Genomic DNA, 22,170 nt, shown 5'->3' on the forward strand with positions numbered 1-22,170 from the left:
TAATCGGCGTGTCACGCCGTTACAGTTAGAATGTGATTGAAACTCAAGAACCGATGATGAACGCCGATTTGCATTGCCACTCCACCGTGTCCGACGGCCAGTTCGCGCCCGCCGAGGTGGCGGCGCGCGCGCATGCGAACGGCGTGACGCTGTGGTCGCTGACGGATCACGATCAGCTCGGCGGGCAGGACGAAGCGCGCGAAGCCGCCGAGGCGCTCGGCATGCGCTATCTGCCCGGCGTCGAAATCTCGGTGACGTGGGCGTCGCGCACGGTGCATGTCGTCGGCATGAATGTCGATCCGCACGACGAGGCATTGCTCAAGGGGCTCGAATGCACGCGCAACGGCCGCGCGGCGCGCGGCGTGGCGATCGGCGAGGCGCTTGCCGCGATCGGCATTCCGGATTGCTACGAGGGCGCGCTGCGCTTCACTGACGATCCCGACATGATTTCGCGCACGCACTTCGCGCGATATCTCGTGCAAGCGGGCTACGCGCAGACCACGTCGGACGTGTTCGCGCGCTACCTCGGCGACGGCAAGCCGGGTTTCGTCGGGCATCGCTGGGCGAAGCTCGCGGACGCCGTGAAATGGATCAAGGATGCGGGCGGTGAGCCGATCATCGCGCATCCGGGCCGATACGATTACACGCCGGTCGAATTCGCCGCGCTCTTCGACGAATTCATTCAGCTCGGCGGCCGCGCGATCGAGGTCGTGACGGGCAGCCACACGCCCGATCAGTACCGCGAATATGCCGATGTCGCGCGCCGCTACGGCTTCGAGGCGTCGCGCGGCTCGGACTTCCACGGCGCGGGCGAAGGGCGCGTCGATCTCGGCCGGCTTCCGCCGCTGCCCGACGATCTCACGCCCGTCTGGGAGCGCTGGCTTTAGCGTTTTCGCGGCACGCGCCTTTCTCGCCGTGCGCGCACGGTCCTTGCATTACCGGTGATTTTCCGCACGCACGTCGCGTGAGGCGCACGCGCGCGATTCGCGCCGCCCGGGCCTTCGTGATAACGATCGAAACAATAAGGCGTCGCCATGTCTCAGTTCTTTCGCATTCATCCGGACAATCCGCAGCCGCGGCTCATCAATCAGGCGGTGCAGATCATCAAGGACGGCGGTCTCGTTGCGCTGCCGACGGATTCGAGCTATGCGCTCGGCTGCCACCTCGACGACAAGGACGCCGTCGAGCGATTGCGGCGCGTTCGCGGCATCGACGACAAGCAGTTGCTGTCGCTGCTCGTGCGCGATCTGTCCGAGCTTTCCAATTTCGCGATGGTCGACAACCAGCAATACCGGCTGATCAAGTCCGTGACGCCGGGCCCGTACGTTTTCGTGCTGCAGGCGACCAAGGAAGTGCCGCGGCGGCTTTCGCATCCGTCGCGCAAGACGATCGGGCTGCGCGTGCCGGATCATGCGATCACGCTCGCGCTGCTGGAGGCGCTCGGCGAACCGCTGCTCGCGTCGACGCTGATCCTGCCGCCCGACACCGAGCCGCTCAACGACGCCGAGGAAATCCGCGAGCGGCTGGAAAAGCAGGTCGAACTCGTGATCGATGCCGGCGCGTGCCCGGCGGAGCCGTCGACGGTGATCGACCTTTCATCGGGGGAGCCAGTGCTCGTGCGCGCGGGGAGAGGCAGTCTCGAACCGTTCGGGCTCACGGCGTAAGCGCCGCGCAGTAGCGCACACGGGCATACGACCCGATCAAGCGTTATCGCACATGACGGGCGAAATAGTGCGCGCCCGGCGCCCTCGCGCACGTCTGATCAGACCTGCCTGCTTGATACAATACCGCCCCATGGACTCTTCTCTGATACAGACCATCGCGGTCTACGCGCTTCCCGTGATCTTCGCGATCACGCTGCACGAGGCCGCGCATGGTTATGCCGCGCGACTGCTCGGCGACAACACGGCTTACGTTCTGGGCCGCGTTTCCATGAACCCGATGCGCCATATCGATCCGATCGGCACGATCGTGATCCCGATCGTCCTGTACTTCGTGACGAGCGGCGCGTTCATGTTCGGCTACGCGAAGCCCGTGCCGGTGGCGTTCGGCAACCTGCGCAATCCGCGCTGGGGCAGCCTCTGGGTCGCCGCGGCCGGTCCCGGCAGCAATTTCGTGCAGGCGATCGTCTGGGGCGTGATCGCGGTGCTGCTGGCGGCGTTTCACGTCAACGAACCGTTCTTCACGCGCATGGCGGCCGCGGGCGTCGGCGTGAATCTCGTGCTCGGCGTGCTGAATCTCTTTCCGTTGCCGCCGCTCGACGGCGGCCGCGTCGTCATGGCGCTCCTGCCGGTGCGCGCGTCGATCGCGTTTTCGAAGCTCGAGCCGTACGGCTTCTTCATCGTGATGGCGCTCGTCGTGACCGGCGTGCTGACGCGCTACTGGCTCGGACCGCTCGTGAACGTCGGCTATACGGCGGTGTCGGCTATTCTGAATCCCCTCGCTTCACTATTCCCATAACATCATGTTCCCTGACCGTATCTTCTCCGGCATGCGGCCCACCGGGTCGCTGCACCTCGGCCACTATCACGGCGTGCTGAAAAACTGGGTGCGGCTGCAGTCCGAATACCCGTGTTTCTTCGCGGTGGTCGACTGGCACGCGCTCACGACGCACTACGAGACGCCCGAGGTGATCGAGAAAAACGTCTGGGAAGTGCTCATCGACTGGCTGGCGTCGGGCATCGATCCGGCACAGGCGACGCTCTTCATCCAGAGCCGCGTGCCCGAGCACGCCGAACTCTCGCTCCTGCTCGGCATGGGCACGCCGCTCGGCTGGCTCGAACGCGTGCCGACCTACAAGGAGCAGATCGAGAAGCTCCGGGAAAAGGATCTGTCGACTTACGGCTTCCTCGGCTATCCGGTGCTCATGGCGGCGGACATTCTCCTCTATCGCGCATCGCTCGTGCCGGTCGGCGAGGATCAGGTGCCGCACGTCGAAATGACGCGCGAAATCGCCCGCCGCTTCAATTATCTCTACGGCAAGGAGCCGGATTTCGAGGAGAAGGCGCTCGAAGCGGCGAAGAAGCTCGGCGGCAAGCGCGCGAAGCTGTACCACGAACTGCGCGTCGCGTACCAGCAGGAAGGCGACGACGAAGCGCTCGAACAGGCGCGCGCGATGTTGCAGGAGTCGCAAAGCCTGTCGATGAGCGATCGCGAACGCCTGTTCGGCTACCTCGAAGGCGCGCGCAAGATCATTCTGGTCGAGCCGCAGGTGCTGCTGACCGAAGCGTCGCGCATGCCGGGTCTGGACGGCCAGAAGATGTCGAAGTCCTATGGCAACACCATCGGCTTGCGTGAGAACGCGGCGACCATCGAGCAGAAGGTTCGCAAGATGCCGACCGACCCGGCGCGCGTGCGACGCACCGATCCGGGCGATCCCGACAAATGCCCGGTGTGGCAGCTGCATCAGGTCTATACCGACGAAAAGACGCACGAGTGGGTGCAGAAGGGCTGCCGCAGCGCGGGCATCGGCTGTCTGGAGTGCAAGCAGCCGGTGATCGAGGGCATCCTGCGCGAGCAGCAGCCGATGCTCGAGCGCGCGCAGAAATACATGGACGATCCGTCGCTGTTGCGCGCGATCGTCGCGGACGGCTGCGACAAGGCGCGCAAGTTCGCCACCGAAACGATGCGCGACGTGCGCGAGGCCATGGGCCTGTCCTACAACTGATGGAAAGCGCGCCGAGTCGGTGGGTCGAGCGCTGGGCGCATCTCGTCGCGCCCGGCGGCGCGGTGCTCGACGTCGCCGCCGGCAGCGGGCGACACGCGCGCTGGTTCGCGTCGCGCGGTTTTCCGGTCCTGGCGGTCGACCGCGATGCGACCGCGCTCGCGTCGATGTCGGCGCTCGAACGCATCGAAACGCTCGTCGCGGACCTCGAAAACGGCGCGCCCTGGCCGCTTGCCGTTGACCGAACGTTCGATGCAATCGTCGTCACGAACTATCTGCACCGGCCGCTGTTCGGGCACTTCATGAACGCGCTCGCGCCCGGCGGCGTGCTGATCTGCGAGACCTTCGCGGCGGGCAACGGCAGCGTCGGCAAGCCGTCGAATCCTGCGTTTCTGCTCGAACCCGGCGAGTTGCTCGAAGCGGTGAGAGGGCGCCTGCGCGTCATCGCGTACGAAGACGGATTCGTCGACGCCCCGCGCGCCGCTTACGTTCAGCGAATCTGCGCGGTTCGCGAGCCGCAGCCGGCCGAAAATGCGCTCACGATTAGTAACATACCCCCGGGTCCGCCACGTTACGCGCTGACCGGCTAATCCGCTACAATCGCGTAAGATCGCTTTTCGCGATTAAATTTACGATTAAATTCATAGAGTTTCATGACAAACGGAACACACGGCGGCATCCAGATCCGCGGCAGCATCCCTGCCATCGTCACACCGATGCACGAGGACGGTAGTCTCGATCTGCCGGCGTTTCGAAAACTGATCGACTGGCACGTCGAGCAAGGCTCGAACGGTCTCGTCGTGGTCGGCACCAGTGGCGAATCGGCCACTTTGTCGGTCGAAGAACACATTCTGATGATCCAGACGGCCGTCGAGCACACGGCCAAGCGTTTCCCGATCATCGCGGGCGCGGGCGGCAATTCGACGGCCGAGGCCATCGAACTCTCGAAGCACGCGAAGAAGGTCGGCGCCGACGCCACGCTGCAAGTCGTCCCGTATTACAACAAGCCGACGCAGGAAGGCATGTATCGCCATTTCAAGGCGATTGCCGAAGCCGTCGATCTGCCCGTGATTCTCTACAACGTGCCGGGCCGCACCGTTGCCGACATGAGCAACGAGACGATCCTGCGTCTCGCCGGCGTGCCGGGCATCATCGGCGTGAAGGAAGCGACCGGCAACATCGACCGCGCGGCGCATCTGATCAAGCACGCGCCCGCGCATTTCAGCATTTTCAGCGGCGACGACCCCACGGCCATCGCGTTGATGCTGCTCGGCGGGCACGGCAATATCTCGGTGACGGCCAACGTCGCGCCGAAGGAAATGAGCCAGCTCTGCCGCGCCGCGATCGAAGGCGATGCGATTACCGCGCGCCGCATTCATCTGAAGCTGCTTTCGCTGCACAAGCAACTCTTCTGCGAATCGAATCCGATTCCGGCCAAATGGGCGCTGCAGGCCCTCGGCCGCATGGAAGGCGGCATCCGTTTGCCGCTCACGCCGCTCGACGCACGCTATCACGACGTGGTGCGTGAAGCGTTGCGCGACTCCGGGCTGCTCGCCTGATCACGCGTGGCGGCGCGCCAGTTCACCAAGAACCGAAAGGCCGCGCCGCCGCAAGTGATCGAAATGCACCACACCTTCAGTTATCAACCGCCGCTCATTGGCCTCGACATTGGCCTCGCTGAGCCGCTCGGCTAGAGCGGGATCGGCGCGAGGCAATGCGCATCAGCAGCAAAGAAGGACCTCATGAAACGTTCCGCCTTTCTTACTCGTGCCAAACGCCTGAGCGTGCTGTCGCTCGGCGCCAGCGCGGTCTTCGCGCTCGCGGGTTGCGACACGCTCAACGACTGGCTCGCGCCGGATCGCGTCAACTACAAGGCGGCTGAAACCGCGCCCTCGCTTGCCGTTCCGTCCGATCTGACCACGGCCGACATCAGCCAGCGCTATGCCGCGCCGCCGAAGATCAACGCGCTCGGCGGCGCCGCGGAGCGCTCGGTCACGCCGGCAGGCAATGCGACGCTCGGCGTGCCGAGTGCGCAGGATCCGTTCGGGATGCACGTCGAAAGCGACGGCGATCGCCGGTGGCTCGTCGTCGATGGCCGCTCGCCGGACCAGGTCTGGGGGCCGCTGAAGGAGTTCTGGGAAGAGAACGGCTTCACGCTCAAGACCGACGCGCCGCAGACCGGCATCATGGCGACCGACTGGGCAGAGAACCGCGCGAACATTCCGAACGACTGGTTCAGGAACAGCGTGGGCAAGCTGCTCGACTTCGCCTACTCGTCGGGTACGCGCGACATGTTCCGCACGCAGGTGGACCGCGCGTCCGATGGCTCGACCGATATCTCCGTCACGCACAGCGCGATGGAAGAAGTGCTGACGGGTCAGGACAAGACCTCGTCGCGCTGGGAGGCGCGTCCGCGCAATCCGCAGCTCGAAGCCGCGGTGCTCACGAAGCTGATGCAGAAGTTCGGCCTGACCGATGCGCAGTCGCAGCAGTTGATGGCGCAAGCGCGTCCGACGGGCGCGAAGGTCGCGGTGGATCAGAGCGCGGGCGGCTCCACGCTCGATCTCGCCGAACCGTTCGATCGCGCCTGGCTGCGCGTGGGTCTCGCGCTCGATCGCACCAACTTCACGGTCGATAATCGCGATCGCGACAAGGGCATCTATTACGTCCATTTTTCGGACTCCATGGCGGAGCTGAAAAAGGAAGGTCTCTTCGGCAAGCTCTTCTCGAGCAATACGCCGAAGCCGACGCGCCAGTTTCTCGTCAACGTGAAGCCGAAGGCCGATTCGCTCACGCAAGTCGGCGTCGTCGATGCGAACGGGCAGCCGGATACGTCGTCCGATGCACAGCGCATCGTATCCTTGCTGCACGCGCAGTTGAACTAAACGACATGCTGAAGACATTGTGAGATTCGCCAGTCTCGGCAGCGGCAGCGAGGGCAATGCATTGCTCGTCGAGGCATCGAGCGGCACGACCACGACGCGCGTGCTGCTCGACTGCGGATTTTCCGGCAAGGAAGTCGAGCGCCGCCTCGCGCGTCTGAACTGTCGCGCCGAGGATCTCGACGCCATCGTCATCACGCACGAGCATACGGACCATATCGGCAGCGCGTTGACGCTGGCGCGTCGATGGTCTATTCCGCTGCACATGAGCTGGGGCACCGCACGCGCAATCGGCGCCGATGAAGCCGACGTCGAATTGAACGTGCTATGGGGCGACGAAAGCGTCGCGATCGGCGATCTGAGCGTGTTGCCGTACACCGTGCCGCACGACGCGCGCGAGCCTCTGCAATATGTTTTCTCCGACGGTGCTTGCCGGCTCGGCGTGCTGACGGATGTGGGCGTGTCTACGCCGCATATCACGAGCGTGCTGAGCGGTTGCGATGCGCTCGTGCTCGAATCCAATCACGACGTCGACATGCTCGCCGCGAGCCGCTATCCGCCATCGCTCAAGGCGCGCATCGGCGGGACGCACGGACACCTGAATAACGAAGCGGCCGCGGCCATTCTCGCGTCGCTCGATCGTTCCCGGCTGCGCCATCTCGTGGCCGCGCATCTGAGCCAGCAAAACAATCTGCCGCATCTCGCGCAGGCTGCGCTTGCGTCTGCCTTGGGCGCGTGTGCGGTCGACGTCGTGGTCGCGACCCAGGCGGAAGGGTTCGACTGGCTCACGCTTTGAATAGGGCGTTATCCCGACAGCAGAATCAGCGCAGGAAGCAGATATGAAAAAACCGGCCCAAGAGCCGGTTTTTTCGTTTGCAGGCCGAATCGAGCAGCCTGCGTCGTCGCCAAGCCTTACTGGCTTGCGCCCGATGCCGGAGCAGCAGCCGAAGCGGCAGCGTCCGAAGCTGCGCCAGCAGCAGCGCCAGCAGCCGAAGCTGCGTCGCTTGCAGCAGCTGCTGCGCTCGATGCTGCAGCGTTTGCGTCCGAAGCAGCAGCAGCCGGAGCCGAAGCCGCCGACGTATCGCTTGCAGCGCTCGGAGCAGCCGTTTCGCTAGACTTGTTGCATGCAGCCAGAGCAACAGCAGCCAACAGGGATGCTACGAGGAGGGATTTCTTCATGATCACGTCCTTTTATGGTTAAAGGTAAGCAACAGCGCAAAGTACCGGTAATGTGTGCTCCAACACCGACCTGGGCCGCTGTGGAGACTCACAATCTTTTTTTATGTGAGACTTCCTACGGCTTGGCCGGAAATTATAGGCACTTTCGTAACGACCGTCGATAAATCAGGGGACGATACGTTGTCTTTCTCATACAAACTTTCATATTGCGGAACAACAGAATTCTAGCATCCGCAGGGTGCCGGGAAGCCTCGTAGAGGCAAGCCTGTCAAGGCAAAGCGCCCGTCAGAATCCAGCCCGCACGATACCATTCGTGCAGCAGCGCTGTCATTGACGATTCGTCTGTAAGTGTTACAAAGCGTTTCGCCTCCAGACGCCGGGAATCGGCCAATTCGGGGAGCCACTTTTTCAGCTTCGACGACATCGCCGCCGATTCGCCATTAACGAAATAAGACCGCGCGTCGTAGAGCAAAATGGTCTTTCTATCGAGCCTGATGCCGGTCTTTTTCGCCCGTTCAATGAATTTTTGCTCATTCAGCGCGCGCTCGGGAGAGTCGAATACGACGTTCGCTTTCGGCTCGCTCAGATAAGTGCCCAGAAACGCAGCAATGTCTTTTTCGTTCCAGTCGACATTCGCAAGGATCGCGCCAACGCGCTCGACGAGGAGCGCCGGCAGCGCCGCCGGATTCGCCACCGGCTCCTGAGCCGGATCGCGATACCGTGCATTTCCGCGAGCGCCTTCAGACGCATCGCTGGCGCGCTCGGCGAGATGATAGAGGAACTGCGCCGTGAGTTCGTGGGAAGAGGGCGCGCGAAAGCCGATCGATGCCGTCATGCATTCGCCTTCGGCAATGCCATCGTGCGCGATATGCGGCGGGAGATAGAGCATATCGCCCGGCTCCAGCACCCATTCTTGCTCTGGCTCGAAGTGCTGTAAAACTTTCAACGGCAGTCCGGGTTTTAGCGAAAGATCGCGCTGCGCGCCGATACGCCAGCGGCGCTTCCCATGGACCTGAAGCAGAAACACGTCGTAAGAGTCGAAGTGCGGCCCGACACCGCCGCCGTCGGTCGCGTACGAGATCATCAGGTCGTCGAGGCGCGCGTCCGGAATGAAGCGGAACCGGTTCATCAGCGCGTGCGCGCGGTCGTCATGGAGATTCACGCCTTGCACGAGCAGGGTCCACTCGCGCTTCTTGACCGAAGGCAATTCGTCGGGTGCGAACGGGCCGTGCTCCAGGTTCCACGCATTGCGAAAATGCGTGATGAGCCGCGACTCGACATCGTCCAGATCGGCGAGTTCGAACAGTTCGTCGCGCGCGAGCGGCGCGGCGATATCGGGGATTGCCTGCCGGATCAGGAGCGGCTTCTTCTGCCAGTAACGCCGCATGAACTGTCGGGGCGTGCGGTTGCCCAACAGCGGTGTGAGTTCGTCTGGCAAAGGCGCGCGCGCTTGCTCGGGAAGGCCGGAAACGGGGGATGGAGTTGCGTCTTGGGGCCGCTTGGGCATCGTATAATCGAGGCTTGTATCTTGGAGGATCCAATGAAAATTGCGAAAGACACTGTCGTTTCGGTCGCTTACAAGCTATCGGATGCGCAAGGCAATCTGATCGAGGAGAGCGACGAGCCGATGGTCTATCTGCACGGCGGCTATGATGGCACGTTCCCCAAGATCGAGGAAGCGCTTGACGGTCAAGAGGCGGGCTATGAAACGCTCATTCAGCTCGAGCCGCAGGATGCATTCGGCGAGTACGATCCCGAACTCGTGAAGATCGAAGAGCGCAGCCGTTTTCCGGAGCCGCTGGAAGTCGGCATGCAGTTCGAAGGCACGCCCGAAGACGGCGACGACGACATCGACTCGCTCATCTACACCGTCACCGATGTCGCCGAAGACAAAGTCGTGCTGGACGGCAATCACCCGCTCGCGGGCATGGCGCTGCGTTTCGCGCTGTCGGTGCAGGAGGTGCGCACGGCGACGGACGACGAGATCGAGCATCAGCACGCGCACGGCGCGGACGGCTTGCACGTCGTCGATGACGACGAAGACGACGATGACGACGAGCCCCGCAAGGACGCAGGCCCGACGCTGCATTGAGCGCGTCGGCCGATGACAAAAGCGCAGCTTCGGCTGCGCTTTTTTTATTATCCGGGCGTTCCGTTTTGCACGCCCGATGCGGGCACCGGATAGATCGGCGGCAAGGATTGCGGCGGCGTGAGGATCGGCGGCAGGTCGGACGCCGGCAGCGGCATCGACGGCGGCGCGGGCAGCGACTCCGGCAGATCGTTGCGCGGCAGGGCGGGCGGCACCGATGCGGGCATCGTGGGCTGAGGCACGGGATAGGGCGCGGAGGACGGCGCGGCGGGCGTCTCGGGCTGCGGCGCGTTCGGCTCGCGAGCGCGCGCGTCCTTCACGTCACGCAGGCGCAGTCGAAACGGCGGATGCCACTGTGCGTCGCTTTGTACTTCGAGCCACTGCGATTGCGGCTTTTTGAACGCGATCGCGACGCGCGTGAGATTCGTGACGATCAAACCCTTGTCGTTGCGCAAGGGTTGATCGATGTGAAAGCCGTTCGGCTCGGGCGCGTCCGTGCCGTGAATCACGATGACGGGCCCGCGAAAGATCTCGGCCACCTTCACGAGACTGCGCTTCAGTTCGAGGAAGCCATCGCGCGGCTGATTCGTCCGCGAGAAGCGCAGCCACGCGAAGCGTTCGCGTCGTTCATAGCGCGAAAAGTCCGGATCGGCCTGCAGCATGATGACGAGGGCGCGCATCTCGGTACGTCGCGCCGATTCCGCCGCGTGTTCGAGCCAGAAGGTCGTCGCGACGGCGCGATCCTCGAACTCGCCGTTGCGTCCGCCCGCGGTCAGATAGTGATTGTTCGGACCGGGGACGTTCAGTCCGATGAATGCAATGCCTTGCGACTGCCAGCGCACGATTTCGCGGAACGTGCGAAAGCGCGCGACATCGCTTTCGCGCGAGAGCGTGAGCGGGCTTTGTCCGAGCGCGCCGGCATCGACGAAGAAGAGTTGCCGGATGAAGTCGAGCCGTTCGACCGGATCGTAAGCGCCCGCGTGCGCGAGGCCGCAATCGGCCCAGTCGTGCTGGCCGAGCAGCAGCACGAGCGGCGTGCGCGACGCGTCCAGCAAGTCGTGTCGCGCCTGATAGATGCTGTCGCGGCACGGCTCGGCTGCGCCCTTGAAATTGCCGTCGTACACGATGAATTCGATGCCGCCGTCGCGGCCGATCGCTTCGAGCATGCGGCGCACGGGCGCTTCGTCGGCGGGGCGGGACAGTGCGTCGGAGATCACGGCGAAACCGAGCGGCGCGTTGCCTTCGGCGCGCGCCTGCGCGATCGCGCCGCACGCGAGCGCGGCCGCGATCGCCAGGGCGCTCGTCAGGCGTGCCGCGGCAGCACGCTCGATGCGAGGAGCGGCACGCTCAACGCGAGTCATCCGGCGCACGCTTCGCCAGTTCATGCAGTTCGTAGAGCAGATCGAGCGCATCGCGCGGACGCAGATCGTTCGGATCGAGCGCGCGCAGCCTCTCCATCACAGGATGCTCCGGTGCTTCCACCGTTTCATCGTCGTGAGGGGCATCGTCTCCGTACGGCGCATAGGGCTGGCTCGCGAACAGATCGAATTGCGCGGCAGGCTGGCTGATCGACTGCTGCTCCAGATGCACGAGATGCTTGCGCGCCGCGCGAATCACCGCACCGGGCACGCCGGCGAGTTGCGCGACCTGCAGACCGTAACTCTGATTCGCCGGGCCCTCGCTGACCGCGTGCAGGAACACGATGCCGTGATCGTGCTCGACCGCCGACAGATGCACGTTCGCCGCCTGCGCGAACTCCGCGGGCAACTGCGTGAGCTCGAAGTAGTGGGTCGCGAAGAGCGTGTAGCAGCCGTTGTGCGTGAGCAGATGCCGCGCGATCGCCCACGCGAGCGCGAGGCCGTCGAAGGTCGATGTGCCGCGTCCGATTTCGTCCATCAGCACGAGGCTCGATGCGCTCGCGTCGTTGAGAATCGCCGCTGCCTCGGTCATCTCGACCATGAAGGTCGAGCGGCCGCCCGCGAGATCGTCGGCCGCGCCGATGCGCGTGAAGATGCGATCGAGCGCGCCGAAACGCGCGCGTCTGGCGGGAACGTAACTGCCGACATGGGCCATCAGCGCGATCAGCGCGGTCTGACGCATGAAGGTGGACTTACCGCCCATGTTCGGGCCGGTGATGAGCAGGAGCTTGCGGTCCTGGCTAAGACAACAGTCGTTGGCGATGAACTGCTCGACCTGCGCCTCGACGACCGGATGCCGTCCCTGTTCGATGTCGATGCCCGTGTCGGACGTGAATTCCGGCGCGACCCAGTCGAGCGCGCGGGCGCGTTCGGCGAAGGCGCACAGGAGATCGAGTTCCGCGAGTGCGCTGGCGACGCGCTGGCAGTCCGCGATGAAGGGCAACAGGTTTTGCAGCAGCGCGTCGTAAAGCGCGCGTTCACGGGCGAGCGCGCGCTCCTGCGCGGAGAGCGCCTTGTCTTCGAACGCCTTCAGCTCCGGCGTGATGTAGCGCTCGGCGTTCTTCAGCGTCTGACGGCGGCGATAGTCGTCGGGCACCTTGTCGGTCTGCCCGCGCGTGACCTCGATGTAAAAGCCGTGCACCTTGTTGTACTCGACACGCAGATTCGCGATGCCGGTGCGCGCGCGCTCGCGCGCTTCGAGATCGATCAGAAATTGATCGCAGTTCTCCGAAATATCGCGCAACTCGTCGAGATCGGGATCGTAGCCGCGCGCGATCACGCCGCCGTCGCGAATCAGCGCGGCCGGCTCCGTCGCGATGGCATTCGTCAGCAGATCGAGGCACTCGTGTGGCGGCTCCAGCGCGACGTCGATGCGTTCGAGCGCCGGCGTGTGCGCGGCCACGGCGGCGGCGAGCGCGCGCAGATCGGGCAGCGCGGCGAAGGTGTCGCGCAGGCTCGACAGATCGCGTGGCCGCGCCGACAGCAACGCGAGACGCCCCGTGATGCGCTCGATGTCCGAGATCTTGCGCAGTGCGCCGCGCAGCGTGTCGAGGCCGCCGCTCGCGGGCGCGTCGAGTAATGCGCCGATCGCTTGGTGGCGCGCCTGCGCGATCGATGCATCGCGCGGCGGATGATGCAGCCAGTGGCGCAACAGGCGGCTGCCCATCGTCGTGCAGCAGGTGTCGAGCAGCGAGAAGAGCGTCGGCGATTCGGTGCCGCGCAGCGTCTCGGTGAGTTCGAGATTGCGCCGTGTGGCGGGGTCGAGCCCGATGTACTCCGATTCGTATTCGACCTTCAGGCTGCGCACGTGGCGCAACTGCTGGCCTTGCGTGGCGGCGGCGTAGAGCAGCAGCGCGCCGGCCGCGCCGCACGCGCAGGTGAGCGTCTGCGCGCCGAATCCGTCCAGGCTCGCGACATCGAGTTGCTCGCGCAGACGCTGCGTGCCGGAGCCGACATCGAAGTGCCACGCCGGAACGCGCGTCGTCGCGCCGGGATGCGTCACGCCGAGCGATGCCTGCACGTCGGTGATCGAATCGGCAATGAGCGTTTCCGCCGGTCGAATGCGCTCGAGCGCCGCGCCGACTTGCCCGGGCGCGACTTCCGCGAGGCGCAGCGCGCCGCTCGCGAGATTGAGCCACGCGAGGCCGACGCTCGTCACCACGCCGCGGCGGTTGTGCGCGGGGCACAGCGCCAGCAGATAGACGTCGCTCTTGTCGGAGAGCAGGGCGGCGTCGGTCAGCGTGCCCGGCGTGACCACGCGCACGACCTTGCGCTCGACCGGTCCCTTCGATGTCGCCGGGTCGCCGATCTGCTCGCAGATCGCCACCGACTCACCGAGTTTCACGAGCTTCGCGAGATATTGCTCGCAGGCGTGATGCGGCACGCCCGCCATCCGGATCGGATTGCCGCCCGACGCGCCGCGCTGCGTCAGCGTGAGATCGAGCAGACGTGCGGCCTTTTCGGCGTCGTCGAAGAAAAGCTCGTAGAAATCGCCCATTCGGTAGAAGACGAGCGTGCCGGGATGCTCCGCCTTGATGCGCAGATACTGCTGCATCATCGGCGTGTGCTGTGACAGATCCGCGAGCGGCGCGGCTGTGTCTGTGAAGGTGTCGGGAGTTGCCGTTTGATTGCCCATCTTGCGTGCTATGAAGGCCAGAATGACCAGACGGCCGGGCGCGACGTGCGCCGGCCATCAATCAGCCGATAGGGTATGAGTTTAACCCGTCGTGCGACGACGGCGGAGTCGGCCGAATGGCCAACGGGACGTGGCTAGCGCAATGACGTGCTTGCGCGGACGAAGACCGGCCCCGGAACGGACGCAATGCCGTTCCGGAATCCGCTTTCACAGACTACGAGACGCGTCACGCGCGCCCGGCGAGATAACCGACCAGTAACGCGAGACCCGCGACCGCGCCAAGCGTGTGCCACGGCTTGTCGTGCACGAAGTCGTCGGCGTAACCGGCGGCATCGTTGAGCCTGCCCGCCAGAGCGCCGCCCGCGCCGTTCATCTGCGAACGCGCGGTTTTGAGTTTCGATTGCAACTCCTTGCGCAATTTGTCCGCATCGATGTCCTTCGCGTTCTGGATCGAGCTTTCCAGATCATCGAGCAGACTGCGCAACTGGCCGCTGGCCGAATCGACCGCGTCGCTCGCACCGCGCACCGCGCGCTGGCCGAGGTCGGCTGCGCCATTGATTTTGCTGTCGAGCGTCGAACGTGTGAACAATCCCATTTCCTTGCTCCTTTATTGACGTTGCCGAGAACTGAATAGCGCCGGGTCCGGACCGCGATACGCCGTGCGGCTCGGGCGCGACCGGCCGCGGCGCGCCTTTGTAGCGTTACGACCCGACCCCGCCGCCCGCGTTACATCCCTTTTCTTCCTCGTGAGCCGGCGCCGGGGCATGAACCCAGAATACACCGTCGAGCAAGGTTCATTCCTCGACGAGCGCAACGAGATCCGTTTCGCGCTCGTTCTGCGTGTGGCGGCGCATTGCGAGCGCCATCATCAGGCAGACGAAAACGCCGAACACGACGATGATCCACTGCACCGGCACGTTGGTCGTCAGAAGCAGCGCGTACGCGCCGAGCATCGCGAGCACGGCGAGATTCTGGTTGAAGTTCTGCACGGCGATCGAATGCCCGGCGGATAGGAGCGTCGCGCCGCGATGCTGGAGGATCGCATTCATCGGCACGATGAAAAAGCCCGACAAGCCGCCGAGCGCGATCATCAGCGGATATGCCATCAGGATGTACGCCGGCGCGAACAGCGGACCGATGTGCACGCCCGCGCCGGCCGGAAACAGGTCCTTGTTGTAGAACGCCATCGCGACCGCCACCGCGCCGATCAGCACGCCCACCGGCAACACTCTCAGCGACTGGCGCAGCACGATCCACGCGGATGCCGCCGCCGCGCCGAGCGCGATGCCCACGCCCGTCACGCCCTGCAGCACGGCGGCCTTGGAGAGCGACAGGCCGAGATTCGCATCGGCCCACTTGAGGACGAGCAACTGCAGGGTGACGGCCGCGCCCCAGAGCAGCGTCGTGACCCACAGCGCGATCTGCGCGAGCTTGTCTTTCCACAGCACCATGAAACAGTGCGAGAAGTCGTGGACGAGCTTCGTCGGCTCGTTCAAGAGGTTCGGATAGCGCGCGCCGGTGTCGGGAATGAACACGTTGATGACGGCCGCGGACGCATAGATCAGCATCACGGCGAAGAGCGCGGCGTGCGCGGCCGTGCTCACGAACGGCAGATGCGCATGCGTGACCCAGCGCGAGACAACCTGACTCACGAGCGCGCCGCCGATCACGGTGCCGAGAATCGTCGAGCCCACGGTCGCGGATTCGAGCCACGCGTTCGCCGCGATCAGCTTCTGCGGCGGCAGAAGCTCGGTGAGAATGCCGTACTTCGCGGGCGAATAGGCGGCCGCGCCCAGGCCGACGACGCCGTACGCGATCATCGGATGGACGCCCGCGATCATCAACGCGCAGCCGGCCGCCTTGAGCGCATTCGAGACGAACATGACATGGCGCTTCTGGATCGCATCGGCGAATGCACCGACGAATGGCGCGAGCACCACATACGAAACGGTGAAGAAGATCTGCAGGAGCGGCGTGACCCAGGGCGCCGAATGCACGACGGCGAGCATGGCGATCGCGGCGATCAGGAGCGCATTGTCGGCGAGCGACGAAACGAACTGCGCGGCAATGATCGTGTAGAAGCCTTTCTTCATGAGCGGGCGGGACGAGTGGCGCGACGCGCGGCGCAGGCGGGGACAGGTGCGCATCGCCCTGGCGGAATCGAGGGCAAAGCTTGCACTGTAACGGAGCCCTGCATTCGATGCAGAGCAGGCGGCGCGCCCGGGGCGCGAGAGGAGGGAAGGCGAGGGGCGCGAGGCGCGCCCCGTCGATGCGGCTTACTCGCCGGTGAGACGCGTGCGCGAGTACATGTCGAGAATCTTGATCATCTGCGCGTACACCTTCGGATTCGCGGCGACGATTTCATTCTTGAACAGGAAATCCGATTCGCCGGTGTAGTTGCCGACGAGTCCGCCCGCTTCGGTCACGATCAGGCTGCCGGCCGCCACGTCCCACGGATGGATACCCTGCTCGAAGAAGCCGTCGAGACGCCCGGCCGCGACGTTCGCGAGATCGAGCGCCGCCGCGCCCGGACGGCGCAGGCCGGCGCACGACAGCGTCATTTCGCTGAAGAGGCGCATGTAGCCGTTCAGGCCCTGGCCGTCGCGGAACGGGAAGCCCGTGCCGATCAGCGCATCCGACAGGCGATCGAGCTTGCCGACGCGGATGCGGCGTTCGTTCAGATACGCACCGCGGCCGCGCGATGCGGTGAAGAGGTCGTTGCGCGTCGGATCGTAGACGACCGCCTGCTGCACGACGCCCTTGTGCGCGAGCGCGATCGACACGCAGTAGTACGGGAAGCCGTGGATGAAGTTGGTGGTGCCGTCGAGCGGATCGATGATCCACTGGAATTCCGACTCGCGATCCGTTTCGCCGGATTCTTCGGCGAGGATCGAGTGATCGGGATAGGCGGTGTGCAGCGTCTCGATGATTGCGGCTTCGGACGCCTTGTCGACTTCCGTCACGAAGTCGTTGTGCTGTTTCTTGCTGACCTGGACGCGGTCCAGATCGAGCGACGCGCGGTTGATGATCTGTCCGGCGCGGCGCGCGGCCTTGACAGCGATATTGAGCATCGGATGCATGAGCGAAATCCTCTGGCCGCCCGACGCGTTCGTCGATGAACGCGCGCAGGCGAAAAAGTTGGCGACAACGACTATGTCGACGAAAGACGAATTGAATAAGAGCGGGGCGTTCGCGCGAAGGTTCGACTGAATCCAAGAACCGCTCGCGGCGCGCGAAGGCGTCATTTTACCCGAAAGTGGCCGCGCGTTACCGCCGGTTCGGCAAAGCGCGTTAGCATATCGGGCTGGCACCTTTTTCAATTTCAGCACGAACCGCGCCTTGGAACCCAACGATCTCTCCGCGCCCGCCGGCGGCTTCACATCAACACGCTTCATCCTCGTCGAGCCGAGCCATCCGGGCAACGTCGGCGCGGCCGCGCGCGCGCTCAAGACGATGGGCTTCGCGCGCCTCGTCCTCGTCGCACCGCGCGTAGCCGACGTCAAGAACGAGCCCGAAGCCATCGCGATGGCCTCCGGCGCCGATGACGTGCTCGCATCCGCGCACGTCGTCGGCACGCTGGCCGAGGCGCTCGTCGGCGTGCGCTGGTCGGTCGCCCTGACCGCGCGCATGCGCGAGTACGGCCCGCCGCAGATGCCGCCGCGTGCGCTTGCCGAGCGCGCGCACGAATTCGTGCGGCACGGCGACATCGCGCTCGTGTTCGGCAACGAGCGCACGGGGCTGTCCAACGCGGACGTCGAGCGCTGCAGCGCGCTCGCGCATATTCCGGCCAATCCCGCCTATAGCTCGCTCAATCTCGCGCAGGCCGTCCAGGTGCTCGCCTACGAACTGAGACTCGCGTTTCAGGCGCCCGCGAGTCCGCTCGCGATCGTCGAATCGGCGGGGCAGAGCGCGTCGAGCGATGAAATCGAAGGCATGTACGCGCATCTCGAAGAGGCGCTCGTCGCGCTCGATTTCCTCGACCCGGCCAATCCGAAGAAACTGATGTCGCGTGTGCGGCGCATGTTCGCCCGTTCGGGGCTCGAGCGCGAAGAAGTGAACATCCTGCGCGGAATCGCGAAGCACATCCTGCTTCGATCCGGAAAGCACTGAACGGGCGTGCGTCCTGGCAGCGACCGCGCTGCCATCGGGGGCATCGGGCGGACTGGCCGCGCGCGTCCTACAATCGGCGAAAAACGGCGAACGCCGAGATAAGCTTTGCGCGATTCGTGCAAAGCGTTCACTCCCCTACAGAGACATCGCCATGTTCGACCGACTTCGCGAAGACATCGCCGCCATTCGCGAGCGCGATCCCGCCGCCCGCAGCGCCTGGGAAGTCGTCACCTGTTACCCCGGGCTGCACGCGATCGTCCTGCATCGCGTGGCGAACGCGTGCTGGCGCGGGCAGTGGCGCTGGCTCGCGCGCTTCGTGTCGCAGTTCGCGCGCTTTCTGACCGGCATCGAAATCCATCCGGGCGCGACGCTCGGGCGGCGTGTGTTCATCGATCACGGCATGGGCGTGGTGATCGGCGAGACGGCCGAGATCGGCGACGACTGCACGATCTATCAGGGCGTGACGCTCGGCGGCACGTCGCTCACGCGCGGCGCGAAGCGCCATCCGACGCTCGGGCGCGGCGTGATTGTCGGCGCGGGCGCGAAGGTGCTCGGCGGTTTCACGGTCGGCGCGGACGCGAAGATCGGCTCGAACGCGGTCGTCGTGAAGCCGGTGCCGGCGGGCGGCACCGCGGTGGGCAATCCGGCGCGCATCGTGTTGCCGGCCGTCGAGAAGAAGTCCGATGAACCCGCGCGCAACGCCTTTTGCGCCTACGGCATCACGCCGAACGCGGACGATCCCGTGTCGCTCGCGATCCACGGCCTGATCGATCACGCGTCGACGCAGACGCAGCGCATCGACGAAATCGTCGCGGCGCTCGAGCGGCTCGGCGCGCGTGTGGAAGCGCTCAATGCCGTCGATGGCGCCGCGCTCGTCGATCTCAAACGTCTGTGCACGTCGATGGACGGCAAGACGACGGAAGAGCGCGCCGCGCCGGTCGAACGTTAAAGCGGCAGGGCGCGCACGCCTTCGTCGTCGAGGCGCAGATAGCCGCCGCGCGGCGTGTTCGCGTCGAGTTCCCAGTCGGGCAGAACCCAGCGCACACCCTGGACTTCGCGATGCATCGCGGGGCGATGCGTATGGCCGTGAATCAGCGTATTCGTGCGGCTGTTGATGAAAAGCTCGGCGACCGCTTTCCTGGTGACGTCGTACTTTGCCTTGACGCCCGTCACGCGCGCGCCTTCGCTTTTCGTGCGCATGCGTTGGCCGATCCCGAGGCGCGTGTCGAGCGGGAGCGCCAGGAAGAGCCGCTGCGCGAGCTTGTTGCGTGCGAATCTGCGAAAGCCCTGATACGCGCGATCGGCCGTGCAGAGCCCGTCTCCGTGCGCGAGGACGACGCGCTTGCCGAACGCGGTGATGACGAACGGATCGGGCAGCGGCAGCGCGCCCGCGTCCTTCATGAAGCGCCTGCCCAGCAGGAAATCGCGATTGCCGTGCATCACATAGAGGCCGATGCCGCGCTCGGAGAGCGTATGCATGAGGCGCGTCATGCGGCGCGCGAAGTTGGCGCGCGCGTCGGTCGCGGGACCATCGAGAATGTCGTCGCCGATCCAGAACTCGAACAGGTCGCCGAGAATGAACACGGAGTCCGCGTCGTTCGCCGTCACCTCGATGAAATGCTCGAAGGCGGCGACGGTTTTCGGAATCGCTTCGGAGAGGTGCAGATCGGCAATGAAAAACAGCGGACGCGCGTTTTTCGCTGCGCCCGCTGCTTCGCGATCGAATGAAGTCTTCGTATCGATCATGCAACGACCGGGATCAGACCACCACGGCCTTTTCGATCACCACGTCGTCGACTGGGACGTCCTGATGGAAGCCCTTCGAGCCGGTCTTGACCTTCTTGATCTTCTCGACCACGTCCATGCCTTCGACGACCTTGCCGAACACCGTATAGCCCCAGCCTTGCGGCGTCGGCGACGAGTGGTTCAGGAAGTCGTTGTCCTTCACGTTGATGAAGAACTGTGCGGTCGCCGAATGCGGATCGTTCGTGCGCGCCATCGCGACCGAGCCGTTATCGTTCTTGAGTCCGTTATTGGCTTCGTTGTTGATCGGCGCGTCGGTCGGCTTTTGCTTCATGCCCGGCTCGAAGCCGCCGCCCTGAATCATGAAGCCGTCGATCACGCGGTGGAACACGGTGTTGTCGTAGTGGCCCTTCTTCACATAGCTGAGGAAGTTCTCGACCGTCTTCGGCGCCTTTTCGGCGTCCAGTTCCAGCTTGATCACGCCGTGATTCGTATGCAGTTCGACCATGATGATGTTCTCTCCATTGTGTTTGATTGAGCCCTGGCGCGAGGCGCGCCGGGTAGCGACAGGCGCTTCGGATTACTGCGAGACCACGGTGGCCGACTCGATCACGGTCGGCTTCTGCGGCACGTCCTGCATCGGGCCGCGCGTGGTGGTCGGGCTGCCTTCGATCTTCTTCACGACGTCCATGCCCGCGACGACCTTGCCGAACACCGCATAGCCATTGCCGTCCGGGCTCGGATAGTCGAGACCCGCATTATCGACCGTATTGATGAAGAACTGGGCCGTGGCCGAGTTCGGGTCGCTCGTGCGGGCCATCGCGATCGTGCCCGTGGCGTTCTTCAGGCCATTCTTGCTTTCGAGCGGAATCGGCGCGCGCGTCGGCTTCTCGGCGAAGCTCGTGCTAAAGCCGCCGCCCTGGATCATGAAGCCCGGAATCACACGATGGAAGATCGTGCCGCTGTACTGACCGGACTTCACGTAATCGAGAAAGTTCGCGACCGTCTTCGGCGCCTTCTCGGGATACAGCTCGACCTTGATGTCGCCTTGCGTGGTCTTGAAGAGCACGGCGGGGTGCGCGGCCTGCGCATTCGGCTGGGCGAACGCCGGCGCGCTCGCGATCAGGGCAGTGCTCGAAAGCGCCAACATCAGGAATTTCATGAAGGATCGATCCTCGTGTGGTGAATGCAATCAGTCGGCCGCGAAGGGCGCGTGCTCAAGGCTGCGCTTGCGGCGCGACGTAGGGCGTCGTCGGCAGCGGGCCGGTCGGGCCGCCGAACGGCGAGTACTGGTCGGGCGAGGGCATCGTCGACGTCGAAGCGGCGCCGGACGCGGGCGCCCATTCGTCGGCGGCCGCGTGCGGCGTGCTCGCCGCGCCCGATGCGCCTTCCGCCGCGGCCGCGCGCTTCTTCGGCGGCGTGTAGATGTTCTGAATCGCCGTGATGCGCTGGCTGGTCAGCGGGCTCTTCGAGCCGAGCGATTGCGCGCGCTTGTACGACTCGCTCGCGAGACGCAGATAAAGATCGCCCAGATTGTCGTAGGCGAGCGCATAGCCGGGGTTCGCCTTGACCGCTGTTTCGAGCGCGGCGCGCGCGTCCTCGTAGCGGCCTTTCTTCGCGTAGAGCGCGGCGAGGTTGTTATACGGTTCCGGCAGTTCGGGATAGGCCTGCGTGAGCTCGGTGAAGGCGGCGATGGCTTGGTCGTCGCGATTCAGCCGCGCGAGCACGGTGGCGCGCTTGAACTTCGCCTGCACGTCGCGCGGATTGCTCGCGATGCGCGCATCGAGTTGCGTGAGCGCGGCGTTCCAGTCCTTGCCCGCGATGGCCGAATCGATCTGCGGCGTGTCGTCGCGCGTGGCGGTCGAGGTCTGCGCGAGCGCGGCCCCGGACATGCCGACGCAGGCGGCCAAGCCGAGCGTCGCAATGGCGAGCGTACGGGTAACGAACCGGCAAGAGAGTTGCAGAGGCGTGCGCGCCTGGCTTGGAGTCACTTGGAATCGAGTCAATGAATGATGCAGCGAAAGAAGCCACGAAAGCGGCGAAGGAGACGGAGATCGCCCGAACACGTGAATGCGCGCGAGCACTGCAGAACGAGCAGAAACGCCCGATGCGGCACGCTGTCCGGCAAGGCTTTCTGCCCGGCCCGGAGCGCGGCTTGCAATGCCCGCCGCGCGGCCGCTTCGAGATTTCATAGGCTCAAGTCCCGGTGTTATACTCCGACCCATTCTAACAAAAGGTCTGCACGTCCCGCGCACGTGTCGTGCGCCTGGTTATTCCAGGCGAGCATCTCGCGCCGGCGTCCGACTGTCTTTCGCCACTCGTGGCCGTCTCCGTCCTGGTCGCATGACCGTCGTGTTCGCGCTCGCGTGTGGGTCTCTCTCTGCTCCCGCGCGCATCGATCACGCCGCCTGCTGCCCCGGCACACGGTTGACTCCGGCCCATGCTTCGCC

The 22,170-nt window shown here is 64.8% G+C and carries 23 protein-coding genes; 12 read left to right on the forward strand and 11 right to left on the reverse strand.

The genetic code is table 11. The annotated features are described in order from the left end of the window. The first annotated feature begins 56 nt into the window (after window positions 1–56). From U4Y90_RS10785 to U4Y90_RS10820, 8 genes are all read left to right on the forward strand, one after another. Window positions 57–887, forward strand: coding sequence for a 3',5'-nucleoside bisphosphate phosphatase (locus U4Y90_RS10785; RefSeq protein WP_321794596.1), 831 nt, complete (start codon window positions 57–59; stop codon window positions 885–887). A 147-nt stretch (window positions 888–1,034) separates the two neighbouring features. After that, entirely contained in the window at window positions 1,035–1,664 is a 630-nt protein-coding gene (locus U4Y90_RS10790) for an L-threonylcarbamoyladenylate synthase (RefSeq protein WP_061162189.1), read from the forward strand. A gap of 130 nt (window positions 1,665–1,794) precedes the next feature. Beyond that, window positions 1,795–2,460, forward strand: coding sequence for a site-2 protease family protein (locus tag U4Y90_RS10795; protein ID WP_321794543.1), 666 nt, complete (start codon window positions 1,795–1,797; stop codon window positions 2,458–2,460). 4 nt (window positions 2,461–2,464) lie between these two features. Next, window positions 2,465–3,667 (forward strand): tryptophan--tRNA ligase, encoded by a 1,203-nt coding sequence (locus U4Y90_RS10800; protein WP_321794544.1) that lies wholly within the window; start codon window positions 2,465–2,467, stop codon window positions 3,665–3,667. After that, a complete protein-coding gene (locus U4Y90_RS10805) occupies window positions 3,667–4,254 on the forward strand; it encodes a class I SAM-dependent methyltransferase (RefSeq protein ID WP_321794545.1) in 588 nt (195 codons plus the stop codon). The genes U4Y90_RS10800 and U4Y90_RS10805 overlap by 1 nt, the downstream gene beginning before the upstream one ends. Before the next feature lie 63 nt (window positions 4,255–4,317). Then, window positions 4,318–5,223 carry a 4-hydroxy-tetrahydrodipicolinate synthase gene (gene dapA / locus U4Y90_RS10810; RefSeq protein ID WP_321794546.1) on the forward strand — a complete coding sequence of 302 codons (906 nt, stop codon included), beginning with the start codon at window positions 4,318–4,320 and terminating at the stop codon, window positions 5,221–5,223. 183 nt (window positions 5,224–5,406) lie between these two features. Continuing rightward, the gene (gene bamC, locus U4Y90_RS10815; RefSeq protein WP_321794547.1) at window positions 5,407–6,549 is read left to right on the forward strand and encodes an outer membrane protein assembly factor BamC; all 1,143 of its coding nucleotides are present in this window, start codon (window positions 5,407–5,409) and stop codon (window positions 6,547–6,549) included. 19 nt (window positions 6,550–6,568) lie between these two features. Then, entirely contained in the window at window positions 6,569–7,342 is a 774-nt protein-coding gene (locus tag U4Y90_RS10820) for an MBL fold metallo-hydrolase (RefSeq protein ID WP_321794548.1), read from the forward strand. Window positions 7,343–7,458: 116 nt separating this feature from the next. Here the strand turns inward: U4Y90_RS10820 and U4Y90_RS10825 are convergent, their stop codons facing one another. Both U4Y90_RS10825 and U4Y90_RS10830 read right to left on the reverse strand, forming a co-directional pair. Continuing rightward, complete coding sequence (locus tag U4Y90_RS10825) at window positions 7,459–7,725, reverse strand: hypothetical protein (RefSeq protein WP_321794549.1); 267 nt, start codon at window positions 7,723–7,725, stop codon at window positions 7,459–7,461. 268 nt (window positions 7,726–7,993) lie between these two features. After that, on the reverse strand, window positions 7,994–9,232 hold the full coding sequence (locus U4Y90_RS10830) for a cupin domain-containing protein (protein ID WP_321794550.1): 1,239 nt from the start codon (window positions 9,230–9,232) through the stop codon (window positions 7,994–7,996). A 33-nt stretch (window positions 9,233–9,265) separates the two neighbouring features. On the opposite strand from U4Y90_RS10830, the gene U4Y90_RS10835 reads away from it, so the two are divergent. Next, complete coding sequence (locus tag U4Y90_RS10835; RefSeq protein ID WP_321794551.1) at window positions 9,266–9,817, forward strand: peptidylprolyl isomerase; 552 nt, start codon at window positions 9,266–9,268, stop codon at window positions 9,815–9,817. A gap of 47 nt (window positions 9,818–9,864) precedes the next feature. On the opposite strand, the gene U4Y90_RS10840 is transcribed toward U4Y90_RS10835, so the two are convergent. The 5 genes from U4Y90_RS10840 to U4Y90_RS10860 form a co-directional block, all read right to left on the reverse strand. Next, entirely contained in the window at window positions 9,865–11,175 is a 1,311-nt protein-coding gene (locus U4Y90_RS10840) for a hypothetical protein (protein WP_321794552.1), read from the reverse strand. Beyond that, the gene (gene mutS / locus U4Y90_RS10845) at window positions 11,162–13,867 is read right to left on the reverse strand and encodes a DNA mismatch repair protein MutS (RefSeq protein WP_321794553.1); all 2,706 of its coding nucleotides are present in this window, start codon (window positions 13,865–13,867) and stop codon (window positions 11,162–11,164) included. The genes U4Y90_RS10840 and mutS overlap by 14 nt, the downstream gene beginning before the upstream one ends. A gap of 226 nt (window positions 13,868–14,093) precedes the next feature. Further along, window positions 14,094–14,462 carry a glycine zipper domain-containing protein gene (locus U4Y90_RS10850; RefSeq protein ID WP_321794554.1) on the reverse strand — a complete coding sequence of 123 codons (369 nt, stop codon included), beginning with the start codon at window positions 14,460–14,462 and terminating at the stop codon, window positions 14,094–14,096. Window positions 14,463–14,661: 199 nt separating this feature from the next. Then, entirely contained in the window at window positions 14,662–15,960 is a 1,299-nt protein-coding gene (lplT, locus tag U4Y90_RS10855) for a lysophospholipid transporter LplT (RefSeq protein WP_321794555.1), read from the reverse strand. Window positions 15,961–16,143: 183 nt separating this feature from the next. After that, entirely contained in the window at window positions 16,144–16,947 is an 804-nt protein-coding gene (locus U4Y90_RS10860) for an inositol monophosphatase family protein (RefSeq protein ID WP_321794556.1), read from the reverse strand. Between U4Y90_RS10860 and U4Y90_RS10865 the strand changes: the two genes are divergently transcribed. From U4Y90_RS10865 to cysE, 3 genes are all read left to right on the forward strand, one after another. Then, window positions 16,946–17,077: a hypothetical protein gene (locus U4Y90_RS10865; protein ID WP_321794557.1), complete on the forward strand. Its 132-nt coding sequence runs from the start codon at window positions 16,946–16,948 to the stop codon at window positions 17,075–17,077. The two genes, U4Y90_RS10860 and U4Y90_RS10865, sit on opposite strands and share 2 nt — an antisense overlap. 129 nt (window positions 17,078–17,206) lie before the next feature. Beyond that, a complete protein-coding gene (locus U4Y90_RS10870) occupies window positions 17,207–17,977 on the forward strand; it encodes an RNA methyltransferase (RefSeq protein WP_321794558.1) in 771 nt (256 codons plus the stop codon). A 151-nt stretch (window positions 17,978–18,128) separates the two neighbouring features. Further along, on the forward strand, window positions 18,129–18,926 hold the full coding sequence (gene cysE, locus U4Y90_RS10875; RefSeq protein ID WP_321794559.1) for a serine O-acetyltransferase: 798 nt from the start codon (window positions 18,129–18,131) through the stop codon (window positions 18,924–18,926). Here the strand turns inward: cysE and U4Y90_RS10880 are convergent. The 4 genes from U4Y90_RS10880 to U4Y90_RS10895 all read right to left on the reverse strand — a co-directional run bounded on the left by U4Y90_RS10880 (window position 18,923) and on the right by U4Y90_RS10895 (window position 21,711). Then, window positions 18,923–19,723, reverse strand: a complete 801-nt coding sequence (locus U4Y90_RS10880; RefSeq protein ID WP_321794560.1) for a UDP-2,3-diacylglucosamine diphosphatase — start codon at window positions 19,721–19,723, stop codon at window positions 18,923–18,925. The genes cysE and U4Y90_RS10880 overlap by 4 nt on opposite strands. A gap of 13 nt (window positions 19,724–19,736) precedes the next feature. After that, a complete protein-coding gene (locus U4Y90_RS10885) occupies window positions 19,737–20,228 on the reverse strand; it encodes a peptidylprolyl isomerase (RefSeq protein ID WP_321794561.1) in 492 nt (163 codons plus the stop codon). 72 nt (window positions 20,229–20,300) lie between these two features. Continuing rightward, complete coding sequence (locus U4Y90_RS10890) at window positions 20,301–20,882, reverse strand: peptidylprolyl isomerase (RefSeq protein ID WP_321794562.1); 582 nt, start codon at window positions 20,880–20,882, stop codon at window positions 20,301–20,303. A 55-nt stretch (window positions 20,883–20,937) separates the two neighbouring features. Continuing rightward, window positions 20,938–21,711, reverse strand: coding sequence for a tetratricopeptide repeat protein (locus tag U4Y90_RS10895; protein WP_415749323.1), 774 nt, complete (start codon window positions 21,709–21,711; stop codon window positions 20,938–20,940). Window positions 21,712–22,170 lie beyond the last annotated feature (459 nt).

The sequence above is a fragment of the Caballeronia sp. J97 genome (assembly GCF_905220305.1).
GTDB lineage: Bacteria > Pseudomonadota > Gammaproteobacteria > Burkholderiales > Burkholderiaceae > Caballeronia.